The organism is Pantoea sp. SGAir0175 (assembly GCF_043547855.1).
The window spans coordinates 338,029-349,751 of record NZ_CP028081.1; the positions used below are offsets into that span (position 1 = coordinate 338,029).

General features: G+C 56.3%; 12 protein-coding genes, 2 tRNA genes and 1 rRNA gene. 9 read left to right on the plus strand and 6 right to left on the minus strand.

The annotated features are described in order from the left end of the window. Positions 1–10: 10 nt before the first annotated feature. The 5 genes from mscL to def all read right to left on the minus strand — a co-directional run bounded on the left by mscL (position 11) and on the right by def (position 4,748). Positions 11–421 (minus strand): large-conductance mechanosensitive channel protein MscL, encoded by a 411-nt coding sequence (gene mscL / locus C1N56_RS01605; RefSeq protein ID WP_021508227.1) that lies wholly within the window; start codon positions 419–421, stop codon positions 11–13. A 108-nt stretch (positions 422–529) separates the two neighbouring features. Next, on the minus strand, positions 530–1,906 hold the full coding sequence (trkA, locus tag C1N56_RS01610; RefSeq protein WP_021508228.1) for a Trk system potassium transporter TrkA: 1,377 nt from the start codon (positions 1,904–1,906) through the stop codon (positions 530–532). A gap of 31 nt (positions 1,907–1,937) precedes the next feature. Then, positions 1,938–3,224: a 16S rRNA (cytosine(967)-C(5))-methyltransferase RsmB gene (gene rsmB / locus C1N56_RS01615; RefSeq protein ID WP_394517033.1), complete on the minus strand. Its 1,287-nt coding sequence runs from the start codon at positions 3,222–3,224 to the stop codon at positions 1,938–1,940. 45 nt (positions 3,225–3,269) lie between these two features. Further along, a complete protein-coding gene (fmt, locus tag C1N56_RS01620; protein WP_058759898.1) occupies positions 3,270–4,214 on the minus strand; it encodes a methionyl-tRNA formyltransferase in 945 nt (314 codons plus the stop codon). 21 nt (positions 4,215–4,235) lie between these two features. Next, positions 4,236–4,748 (minus strand): peptide deformylase, encoded by a 513-nt coding sequence (def, locus tag C1N56_RS01625; protein WP_021508231.1) that lies wholly within the window; start codon positions 4,746–4,748, stop codon positions 4,236–4,238. Positions 4,749–4,863: 115 nt separating this feature from the next. On the opposite strand from def, the gene dprA reads away from it, so the two are divergent. Genes dprA through C1N56_RS01655 form a run of 6 tightly spaced genes read left to right on the plus strand, consistent with a single transcriptional unit; the run spans position 4,864 to position 8,650 of the window. Next, on the plus strand, positions 4,864–5,988 hold the full coding sequence (dprA, locus tag C1N56_RS01630; protein WP_150360729.1) for a DNA-protecting protein DprA: 1,125 nt from the start codon (positions 4,864–4,866) through the stop codon (positions 5,986–5,988). Then, a complete protein-coding gene (smg, locus tag C1N56_RS01635; RefSeq protein WP_031279836.1) occupies positions 5,960–6,433 on the plus strand; it encodes a DUF494 family protein Smg in 474 nt (157 codons plus the stop codon). Before dprA ends, smg begins: the two co-directional genes overlap by 29 nt. Before the next feature lie 24 nt (positions 6,434–6,457). After that, positions 6,458–7,006, plus strand: a complete 549-nt coding sequence (locus tag C1N56_RS01640) for a DNA topoisomerase family protein (RefSeq protein WP_058782020.1) — start codon at positions 6,458–6,460, stop codon at positions 7,004–7,006. A 2-nt stretch (positions 7,007–7,008) separates the two neighbouring features. Next, complete coding sequence (gene tsaC, locus C1N56_RS01645; RefSeq protein WP_104094137.1) at positions 7,009–7,584, plus strand: L-threonylcarbamoyladenylate synthase type 1 TsaC; 576 nt, start codon at positions 7,009–7,011, stop codon at positions 7,582–7,584. Positions 7,585–7,586: 2 nt separating this feature from the next. Then, positions 7,587–8,405, plus strand: a complete 819-nt coding sequence (aroE, locus tag C1N56_RS01650; protein ID WP_104094136.1) for a shikimate dehydrogenase — start codon at positions 7,587–7,589, stop codon at positions 8,403–8,405. Beyond that, entirely contained in the window at positions 8,402–8,650 is a 249-nt protein-coding gene (locus C1N56_RS01655; RefSeq protein WP_058759902.1) for a DUF1488 family protein, read from the plus strand. Before aroE ends, C1N56_RS01655 begins: the two co-directional genes overlap by 4 nt. Here C1N56_RS01655 and C1N56_RS01660 read toward each other — a convergent pair. Then, complete coding sequence (locus C1N56_RS01660; RefSeq protein WP_058759903.1) at positions 8,626–9,180, minus strand: gamma carbonic anhydrase family protein; 555 nt, start codon at positions 9,178–9,180, stop codon at positions 8,626–8,628. The genes C1N56_RS01655 and C1N56_RS01660 overlap by 25 nt on opposite strands. Positions 9,181–9,674: 494 nt before the next feature. On the opposite strand from C1N56_RS01660, the gene C1N56_RS01665 reads away from it, so the two are divergent. From C1N56_RS01665 to C1N56_RS01675, 3 genes are all read left to right on the plus strand, one after another. Further along, a 16S ribosomal RNA gene (locus C1N56_RS01665) occupies positions 9,675–11,216 on the plus strand. Between the two features lie 74 nt (positions 11,217–11,290). Next, positions 11,291–11,367: transfer RNA gene (locus C1N56_RS01670), tRNA-Ile, on the plus strand. A gap of 149 nt (positions 11,368–11,516) precedes the next feature. Continuing rightward, positions 11,517–11,592: transfer RNA gene (locus C1N56_RS01675), tRNA-Ala, on the plus strand. Positions 11,593–11,723: the final 131 nt, after the last annotated feature.

Here is an 11,723-nt window from a genome sequence, read left to right on the forward strand (position 1 = left end):
CTTTTATTCATCACACTTTATTATTTTGTTGCTTAAGCAGGTCGCGAATCTCGGTCAGCAGCACTTCTTCATTAGTCGGTTTAGGCGCTGGTTTTTCCACTTCTTTCTTTTTATACAGTTTATTCATTACTTTGATGGCAATGAAGATGGCAAACGCCACGATGATGAAGTCAAATACCGTCTGAATAAAGTTACCGTATTCCATCACCACCGCTGGGATATCGCCCTCGGCTGGCTTGAGTACCCATTTAAACTGCTTAAAGTCGACGCCGCCAATCAGTAAACCGAGCGGTGGCATAATGATGTTCGCAACCAGTGACGATACGATCTTACCGAACGCAGCACCGATGATCACACCGACCGCCAGGTCCACCACGTTGCCACGCATCGCAAAATCACGAAACTCTTTGAATAAACTCATTGTTATCTCCTTGCCTTGGCCAATGGCTAAAGTCTAACAAACCTTCATGTAATTGCCATTATAACAATGGATTAAACATCATTCTCACTGCAGCCCAACCACAACCCGTTACAGGAAGAACGGGCTCGGCTGGAACAGACGCTCAACGTCCGGAACAAACTTTTTGTCGGTGAGGAACATGATCACGTGGTCGCCTTGCTCAATACGCACATTATCATTGGCGATGATCACGTCATCACCACGCACCACCGCGCCGATAATTGTGCCCGGCGGCAGTTTAATATCTTCAATCAGGCGGCCGACCACGCGCGAAGTGGTTTCATCACCGTGGGCAATGGCCTCGATGGCTTCCGCAATACCGCGGCGCAGTGAAGAGACGCCGACAATATCGGCTTTGCGCACGTGGCCAAGCAGCGCAGAAATCGTGGCCTGCTGCGGTGAGATCGCAATATCGATCACGCTGCCCTGCACCAGATCGACATAGGCGCGACGCTGGATCAGCACCATTACCTTTTTCGCACCCATTTTTTTGGCCAGCATCGCTGACATGATATTGGCTTCATCGTCGTTGGTGACGGCGATAAACAGATCGACCTGATCGACATGCTCTTCTGCCAGCAGTTCCTGATCCGAGGCATCGCCATAGAACACGATGGTATCCTGCAGATGTTCAGCCAGTTCAGCTGCGCGCTGCTGATTACGTTCAATCAGCTTAACGCTGTACTGCTTCTCCAGCCGTTGCGCCAGGCCAAAGCCGATATTGCCGCCGCCGACCAGCATAATGCGTTTATAGGGCTTTTCGAGCCGCTGCATCTCGCTCATCACCGCACGAATATGCTGACTGGCGGCAATAAAAAACACTTCATCGCCAGCTTCGACAATCGTCGATCCCTGCGGGCGGATCGGGCGATCCTGACGGAAAATGGCGGCTACGCGGGTATCGATATGCGGCATATGTTCACGCAGGATCGACAGCGGATTGCCCACCAGCGGTCCGCCGTAATAGGCTTTGACCACTGCCAGGCTGACTTTGCCCTCGGCAAAATTCACCACCTGCAGCGCGCCAGGGTACTGAATCAGCCGATAGATGTTGTCGATCACCAGCTGTTCGGGCGAGATCAAATGGTCGATGGGTACCGCTTCCGGCACGAACAGCTTTTCCGCATCGCGCAGATAATCGGCGGCGCGGATACGGGCAATGCGGTTTGGCGTGTTAAACAGCGAGTAAGCAATCTGACAGGCAATCATGTTGGTTTCGTCAGAGCTGGTCACCGCCACCAGCATATCCGCATCTTCGGCGCCGGCTTCACGCAACACGCGCGGGTGCGAACCATGGCCCTGCACCACGCGCAGGTCAAACTTATCCTGCAGCACGCGTAAGCGTGAGGGATCGCTATCAACCACGGTGATGTCATTGTTTTCGCCCACCAGGTTTTCAGCGAGCGTGCCGCCCACCTGGCCGGCGCCGAGGATAATAATTTTCATGGATACGTTGCTCTTGTCACTGTGCGCTGCACTATTTTTTCATCAGCTTAGCGTAGAAGAAACCGTCGCCGCCATCGATGGCAGGGAAAACCTGCCAGCCGTTAAGTTGCCCCTGTGGCAATGCCTGCGGCACCGCATCGTCATGCGTCGCGAGGAAAGCCTCGATCTGCTGCTGGTTCTCCTGCGGCAGCACTGAGCAGGTGGCATAAAGCAGCGTACCGCCCGATTTCAGGCGCGGCCAGATGGCCGCCAGAATCTCACGCTGTAGCGCGGCGAGTTCGTCAATATCGCGATCGCGGCGTAGCCATTTGATATCCGGATGGCGTCGAATAACGCCGGTGGCCGAGCAGGGCGCATCCAGCAGGATGCGGTCGAATTGCTGCTCGTCGCACCAGGCCGCTGGCGTGCGGCCATCGCCCTGACGCACGTCAGCCTGCATCCCCAGACGCTGCAGGTTTTCCGTCACGCGCGACAGGCGCTGCGCATCGATATCCACCGCCATCACGCGGGCCTGTGGCGCAATTTCGAGAATATGGGTGGTTTTGCCGCCGGGCGCAGCGCACAGGTCGAGAATGGTTTCGCCGTTTTCCGGCGCCAGCAGCAGGGCACAACGCTGAGCAGAGAGATCCTGCACCGTCACCCAGCCCTGCTCAAAGCCTGGCAGCTGACTGACCGGAGCCGGTGCTTCAAGACGCAGCGCATCCGGCGCGTCAGCACTAAACGCATTTTGATTCTGCTGGGTTAATAACGCCAGCCAGGCGTCACGGCTGTGATGCTGACGATTCACGCGCAGCCACATTGGCGGTCGCTGATTGTTTGCTTCCACAATTTGCTGCCACTGCTCTGGCCACGCGGTCTGCAACCGTTTCAGCAGCCAGCCCGGATGCCAGTAACGCTGCGGGCCCTGATTGACCTCCGCCAGCAGTGCGTCCCGCTGACGCTGAAACTGACGCAGCACGCCGTTGAGCAAGCCTTTCAGATTTGCCCGCTTCAGTGCTTCAGCCCCGGCCACGGTTTCGGCCAGCGCGGCGTGCGGCGGAACGCGGGTATACAGCAGCTGATACAGGCCCACCATGATCAGATAGTGCAGCACGCGCTGTTTGCCGGTTAACGGCCGCGCCATCAGCTTATTAATCAACGCTTCCAGCTGCGGCAGCGTGCGCGTCACGCCAAAACACAACTCCTGCAGCAGCGCGCCATCGTTGTTTGCCAGCGTTTTTTGCGCAGCGGGCAGAATCGCGCTCAGCGATTCCCCTTTATCCACCACGCGTTCAATCAGTTGCGCGGCAAGGCTGCGCAGGTTGGTCGCTTTTTTCATATTCATTCATCAAACAAAAAGCCCGGCGGAAACCGGGCTGGAGAATCAGGCCAGAACGGTGCCGGGTGTAAACCATTCACGACGCGAATTGAGCAGATCCTGCGCCGCCATGGCTTTTTTGCCGGCAGGCTGCAGTGAGAGCAGATTCAGCACGCCGTCAGCGGTCGCGATCTGGATGCCGTGTTTGTCAGCCTGCAGAATTTCTCCCGGCTGGGCGCTGCGGTGTGGTAACACGCTGGCCTGCCAGACTTTAACCGGCTGATCGTCGATGAGGAAATAACTCACCGGCCACGGATTGAAGGCGCGAATGCACCGTTCCAGCTGAACAGCAGAGAGCGACCAGTCAAGACGTGCCTCTTCTTTGCTGAGCTTTTCCGCGTAAGTTACCAGGGTCTCATCCTGCACTTCGGGCTGCGCGCTGCCGGCGGCCAGCAGACTGAGCGTGGTCAGCATCCCCTGCGGGCCCAGCTGCGCCAGCTTGTCGTACAGCGATGCGCTGGTATCGTCGGCATTAATCGGGCAGGTTATTTTGTGCAGCATATCGCCGGTATCCAGACCCACGTCCATCTGCATGATGGTCACACCGGTTTCGTTATCGCCGGCCCACAGTGAGCGCTGAATCGGCGCCGCACCGCGCCAGCGCGGCAGCAGCGAGCCGTGTACGTTGATGCAGCCAAGGCGCGGCATCGTCAGCACCGCCTGAGGCAGGATCAGACCATAAGCGACGACCACCATCACATCGGCCTGTAGCCCGGCAACCAGCTGCTGATTCTCTTCCGGCTTCAGGGACTTTGGCTGAAACACGGGGATATCATGCGCCTGAGCCAGCACTTTTACCGGGCCCGGCGTGAGTTTGTTGCCACGTCCGGCAGGGCGGTCGGGCTGAGTAAAGACGCCAACCACCTGATGCTCAGAAGCAAGCAGCGCGTCGAGATGACGCGCTGCGAAGTCAGGAGTACCGGCAAAGATGATTTTTAACGGTGCAGACACAGTTCAACCTTCTGTTCGCTCTCAGGATGCGCGCGCATTCTGGCGGGCCAGTTTTTCCAGTTTCTGTTTAATACGCTGACGCTTCAGCGGCGACAGATAATCAATAAACAGTTTACCGTCGAGATGGTCGATCTCATGCTGGATGCAGATCGCCAGCAGACCGTCGGTTTCCAGCTCGAAGCTGTTACCGTCGCGATCCAGCGCGCGCACTTTGACCCGCTCGGCACGCGGCACAAACGCCCGCTGTTCCGGGATCGACAGGCAACCCTCTTCGATACCGGTTTCGCCGCTTTTTTCCAGCAGCTCCGGGTTAATCAGCACCAGGCGCTCTTCGCGGCTTTCAGAAACATCAATCACGATGATGCGCTGGTGAATATCCACCTGCGTCGCCGCCAGACCAATGCCTTCTTCGGCGTACATGGTCTCAAACATATCGTCGACAATACGCTGAACGTCAGCATTCACAGCCGCAACGGGTGCAGCAATTTTGCGAAGGCGATCGTCAGGGAAATGTAATACCTGCAAAACTGACATAAATATCCAGATCTGTATGCGTTAAAGAAAAGATTACTGCCTCATATTGTAGACTTTTTGGGGCCTGATTGACAGCATTGTGCCGCATCAGAGCACGGCTGACAGGGAGCGCAGCATGGAACGCAGTGAAAGGATTATCAGGCTGACTTACGTCTGGGGTTTAAGCGGTGAGCGCGCCCGTCAGTTCATCATGGCGCTTCTGGCCGCCAGCCACATTGACGACGCGTGGTTGCAGCAGCACGGGCTGGACGACACGCAGCGGCAACAGTTTCTCGCCCTCTGTCCACGCCAGCTGGAAAAAACGCAGCGCTGGCTGCAACAGGCGCAACATCATCTGATCGCCTGCACCGACGCACATTATCCCGCCCGGCTGCGGGAAATCAGCCGCTATCCGGCTGCCCTTTATATAGCGGGTGACCTCTCTGCACTGGCGACCCCGCAGCTGGCGGTGGTCGGCAGTCGTCACTGTTCACCGTATGGCAGAGAATGGGGCAGCTGGTTTACCCAGCAGCTGGCGCTAAGCGGTTTGACCATCACCAGCGGGCTGGCGCGCGGTATTGATGGCGTGGCGCATCGTGCCGCGCTGGAAGTGCAGGGCAAAACTCTGGCCGTGCTGGGCAGCGGGCTGAATCATCTCTATCCGAAAAGCCATCAGCCGCTGGCACAGGAGATCATCGCCAGCGGCGGCGCGCTGGTTTCAGAACTGCCGCTGTCGATGGCGCCCCATGCGGTAAATTTCCCGCGGCGTAATCGTATTATCAGCGGCCTGAGCCATGGCGTGCTGGTGGTTGAAGCGTCACTGAAGAGTGGCTCGCTGGTAACGGCGCGGTATGCGCTGGAACAAAACCGTAACGTGTATGCGCTGCCTGGCGCACTGGGTAACCCTGGCTGTGAAGGCACGCACTGGCTGATTCAGCAGGGGGCGCTGCTGGTGGCGCATCCCAACAATATCCTTGAGGATTTGCATTCTGCCCTGCAATGGTTGCCGGCCAGCATCTCAGAAACAATATATTCACAACTCAGTGATGATGTGCCATTGCCATTTCCCAGCGTGTTGGCTAACGTAGGTGATGAGGTTACACCTGTTGACGTCGTCGCTGAACGTGCCGGCCAACCTGTGCCAGTTATCGCAGCGCAATTGCTGGAGCTGGAGTTAGCAGGATGGATCGCAGCTGTACCCGGCGGCTATGTCCGATTGAGGAGGGCATGCCATGTTCGACGTACTTATGTACTTGTTTGAGACGTATATCCACAACGAGGCTGAAATGCGCGTTGACCAGGATAAATTGACCGATGACTTAACCGATGCCGGTTTTCATCGCGAAGATATCTACAATGCGTTGAATTGGCTTGAGCGGTTAGCGGATTATCAGGATGGCCTGGTCGCGCCAGTGTTGCTGGCTAACGATCCGCTCTCCATGCGAATCTACACGGAAGAAGAGAGCCAGCGTTTAGATGCCGAGTGTCGTGGTTTTATTCTGTTCCTGGAACAAATCCAGGTGCTGAATATGGAAACGCGCGAAATGGTCATCGAACGGGTTATGGCGCTTGATACGCTGGAATTCGATCTGGAAGATCTCAAATGGGTGGTGCTGATGGTGCTGTTTAACATCCCCGGGTGTGAAAATGCCTATCAGCAGATGGAAGAACTGTTATTCGACGTCAATGAAGGTATGCTGCATTAATTTGCGATTAATGCATTCGGTAATATGAGTAAATCAGCACTATTTACCGTGCGTAAACACGATCCCTGCCCCGCCTGCGGGGCAGAATTAGTGATACGTGCCGGCAAACACGGGCCTTTTCTCGGCTGTGTGAATTATCCAACCTGTGACTATATCCGCCCGCTGAAAAGTCAGGGTGATGGCCATATTGTCAAAGTGCTGGAAGGCCATGCCTGCCCGCAGTGTGGTGCGGACAAAGTGCTGCGCCAGGGGCGATTCGGCATGTTTGTCGGCTGTAGCCACTATCCGGAGTGTGATTACACGGAAACCATCGATAAGCCGGACGAAACCGCAATTGCCTGCCCGCAGTGCGCCAGCGGCAAGCTGGTGCAGCGCCGTTCACGCTATGGCAAAACCTTCCATGCCTGCGATCGATATCCCGACTGCCAGTTCGCGATCAACGCCACGCCGCTGGAAGGTGTCTGCCCCCATTGCCAGTTCCCGTTATTAATAGAAAAGAAAACCGCACAGGGCATGAAGCGCTTCTGCGCCAGCAAACGCTGCGGCAAGCCCATCGCCCAGGATGAAGAGTGATCATGAACCAGAGCCAGCATGCACCCGGAAGCCTCGACTTCTGCATCGAACAACTTCAGCAACAGCAAGTGATTGCTTACCCTACCGAAGCCGTATTCGGCCTTGGCTGCGATCCGGACAGCGAAAGCGCGGTGATGGCCCTGCTGGAGCTGAAACAGCGCCCGGTAGAAAAGGGGCTGATCCTGATCGCCGCTGATTATGCGCAGCTCGAGCCTTATATTGCCGATCGCGAACTCACCGTGCTGCAGCGCGAACGTATGTTTGCCAGCTGGCCGGGTCCGGTCACCTATGTGGTGCCTGCTTCGCCGCATACGCCGCGCTGGTTAACCGGCCGCTTTGATTCGCTGGCGATTCGCGTCAGCGATCATCCGCAGGTTCAGGCGCTGTGCCGCGGGTTTGGCAAGCCGCTGGTCTCAACCAGCGCGAATTTAACCGGTCAGCCGCCGTGCCGCAGCGCCGCCGAAGTGGCAGAGCAGTTTGGCTCGCAGTTCCCGGTGTTGCAGGCGGCCACCGGCGGTCGCCTGAATCCTTCTGAAATCCGCGATGCCATCAGCGGTGAACTCATTCGTCAGGGCTGATTATGGAAAAGTTTGCCGTTTTTGGTCATCCCATCGCCCACAGCAAATCTCCGTTTATTCACGCCGCTTTTGCTGAGCAGACCGGTATTGAACATCCTTACGGACGCATCTGCGCACCGCTGGAAGGGTTCCCGCAGGCGATAGAGGCGTTTTTTGCGGCCGGTGGCAAAGGCGCCAATGTTACGCTGCCGTTTAAACAGCAGGCATGGGAGTTCGCGGATGAGCTCAGCGAACGCGCGGCATTATCCGGCGCGGTAAATACCTTAAAGAAGCGAGCCGATGGTTCGATTCTGGGTGATAACACGGACGGCATCGGCCTGCTGAGCGATCTGCAACGGCTGCAGCTGATCCGGCCGGGCGATCGTATTCTGCTGGTGGGCGCGGGCGGCGCGGCGCGTGGGGTGATCCTGCCGCTGCTCTCGACGGGCTGCGCGCTGGTGGTGGTTAACCGCACGCCGGAACGCGCGCAACAGCTGGCTGAGCTATTCCAGCACAGTGGGGCGATCCAGGCGATGAGCTTTGATCAACTGGCCGGCGAACGTTTTGATCTGATCATCAATGCCACCTCCAGCGGCGTAGCGGGCGACGTGCCGCCGCTGCCGGTTACGCTGATTGATGCGCAGGTGCGCTGTTACGACATGTTTTATCAGCAGGGGCTGACGCCATTTCTGGCGTGGTGCCAGCAGCACGGCACACAGCAGCTGGCGGATGGACTCGGCATGCTGGTGGGTCAGGCGGCGCATGCGTTTCAGCTGTGGCATGGCGTTATGCCGGAGATCGCGCCGGTCATCGATCAACTTAAACAGGCGATGCAGGCATGAATCAGGCTATCCAGTTTCCCGATCGGGAAAGCTGGGACGCAGTCCGGCAGGCGGTGCTGTTCCCGGTCTTGGTGAATGGTATGGGACTGACCTGCGCAATATCGCTGCCGGCGCTGCAGCAGCGCTTTGGTGCCGGAGAGGCGATGGCGCTGTTTAGCGCGCATCGCTGGGATCTGGAGGAAGAGGCCGAGCAGCTGCTCCGGGCGGAGCAGGCCGACGATCAGGGCTGGCTGTGGCTGCCCTGAGCCAGATATTCATCTTTCCAGCCGACATAATTACTGGCCGAATAAAGCAGTCCGGCTATTTCCGCTTCGCTTAGCGGCCGAATCTGCTTCACCGGGCTGCCTAAATAGAGATAGCCGCTTTGCAGGCGTTTACCGGGTGGCACCAGGCTGCCGGCGCCAATCATCACCTCATCTTCGACGATCGCGCCATCCAGCAGGATCGAGCCCATACCCACCAGCACGCGGTTGCCAATGGTGCAGCCGTGCAGCATTGCTTTATGGCCCACCGTCACGTCTTCACCGATGATCAATGGAAAGCCATCGGGATTACTGCTGGATTTATGCGTAACGTGCAGCACGCTGCCATCCTGGATATTGCTGCGTTTACCAATCACCACTTTATTCACGTCACCGCGGATTGCTACCAGTGGCCAGATGCTGACATCATCAGCCAGCTCGACTTCGCCAACGACCACGCTGCTGCTATCCACCATCACACGTTCGCCGGTGTGGGGAATATGTTGCTTATAAGGGCGCAGGGCTACAGACATTCTATTTCTCCTTTTCTGATGTTTCCCGCTAGCCTGCGGCTTCCGGTGCGGGTAAACAAGCTGATTTTTGCGCGGATCGCTCGCGATCGCAGCGAAAAGAGTGAAAACTCGCCAGTCGATAAAAAAGATCGAAAAAAGGGGTTGTGCAAAAAATCCGGATCCCTATAATGCGCCACCACTGAGACGGCAAAGCGGCAACGCAGGCGGCTCAGCAGGGCGTGAAGTGATTCACCCCGCCGGAGAAAAACGCTGAAAAAAGTGTTTGACTCTGAAGGAGGAAAGCGTAATATACGCCACCTCGCGACAGCAGGCCGAACGCCGCGTCGCACCGCTCTTTAACAATTTATCAGACAATCTGTGTGGGCACTCGCAGGATTGATATCACAAGCCTACGGGCTTTAAAAAATATCAAGTCTTTGCTGAGTGAACACGTAATTCATTACGAAGTTTAATTCACAGAGCATCGCTGCACTCGTTGCAGCAAATCAAACTTTAAATTGAAGAGTTTGATCATGGCTCAGATTGAACGCTGGCGGCAGGCCTAACACATGCAAGTCGAACGGCAGCACAGAAGAGCTTGCTCTTTGGGTGGCGAGTGGCGGACGGGTGAGTAATGTCTGGGAAACTGCCCGATGGAGGGGGATAACTACTGGAAACGGTAGCTAATACCGCATAACGTCGCAAGACCAAAGTGGGGGACCTTCGGGCCTCACACCATCGGATGTGCCCAGATGGGATTAGCTAGTAGGTGGGGTAATGGCTCACCTAGGCGACGATCCCTAGCTGGTCTGAGAGGATGACCAGCCACACTGGAACTGAGACACGGTCCAGACTCCTACGGGAGGCAGCAGTGGGGAATATTGCACAATGGGCGCAAGCCTGATGCAGCCATGCCGCGTGTATGAAGAAGGCCTTCGGGTTGTAAAGTACTTTCAGCGGGGAGGAAGGCGGTGAGGTTAATAACCTCGCCGATTGACGTTACCCGCAGAAGAAGCACCGGCTAACTCCGTGCCAGCAGCCGCGGTAATACGGAGGGTGCAAGCGTTAATCGGAATTACTGGGCGTAAAGCGCACGCAGGCGGTCTGTTAAGTCAGATGTGAAATCCCCGGGCTTAACCTGGGAACTGCATTTGAAACTGGCAGGCTTGAGTCTCGTAGAGGGGGGTAGAATTCCAGGTGTAGCGGTGAAATGCGTAGAGATCTGGAGGAATACCGGTGGCGAAGGCGGCCCCCTGGACGAAGACTGACGCTCAGGTGCGAAAGCGTGGGGAGCAAACAGGATTAGATACCCTGGTAGTCCACGCCGTAAACGATGTCGACTTGGAGGTTGTGCCCTTGAGGCGTGGCTTCCGGAGCTAACGCGTTAAGTCGACCGCCTGGGGAGTACGGCCGCAAGGTTAAAACTCAAATGAATTGACGGGGGCCCGCACAAGCGGTGGAGCATGTGGTTTAATTCGATGCAACGCGAAGAACCTTACCTGGCCTTGACATCCAGAGAACTTAGCAGAGATGCTTTGGTGCCTTCGGGAACTCTGAGACAGGTGCTGCATGGCTGTCGTCAGCTCGTGTTGTGAAATGTTGGGTTAAGTCCCGCAACGAGCGCAACCCTTATCCTTTGTTGCCAGCGGCTCGGCCGGGAACTCAAAGGAGACTGCCGGTGATAAACCGGAGGAAGGTGGGGATGACGTCAAGTCATCATGGCCCTTACGGCCAGGGCTACACACGTGCTACAATGGCGCATACAAAGAGAAGCGACCTCGCGAGAGCAAGCGGACCTCATAAAGTGCGTCGTAGTCCGGATTGGAGTCTGCAACTCGACTCCATGAAGTCGGAATCGCTAGTAATCGTAGATCAGAATGCTACGGTGAATACGTTCCCGGGCCTTGTACACACCGCCCGTCACACCATGGGAGTGGGTTGCAAAAGAAGTAGGTAGCTTAACCTTCGGGAGGGCGCTTACCACTTTGTGATTCATGACTGGGGTGAAGTCGTAACAAGGTAACCGTAGGGGAACCTGCGGTTGGATCACCTCCTTACCTGAAGATACCTTCCCGCGAAGTGCTCACACAGATTGTCTGATAGAAAAGTAACGAGCAGAAAAAACCTCTACAGGCTTGTAGCTCAGGTGGTTAGAGCGCACCCCTGATAAGGGTGAGGTCGGTGGTTCAAGTCCACTCAGGCCTACCAGATTTCTTCTCATGCCGCGTTATGTTTCCGGCTCGCATAGTTCACTATGCTTCGCGAAAACATGCCTTGCCTGAGACGAAATCACATTTCCCGTGTGAGAAACGTGACTCCTGGTGAGTGGTAGTAGATGGTCTCTGCAGTGACTGTATGGGGCTATAGCTCAGCTGGGAGAGCGCCTGCCTTGCACGCAGGAGGTCAGCGGTTCGATCCCGCTTAGCTCCACCATTACAGTACTGAAACTTACTTCAGAGTATACCGGCGACGGTGTGCTGCGAAGTATTTGCTCTTTAACAATCCGGAACAAGCTGAAAATTTGAAACGACGCGTCGCTTCATTTCTCCGTAATAAGAAATGAA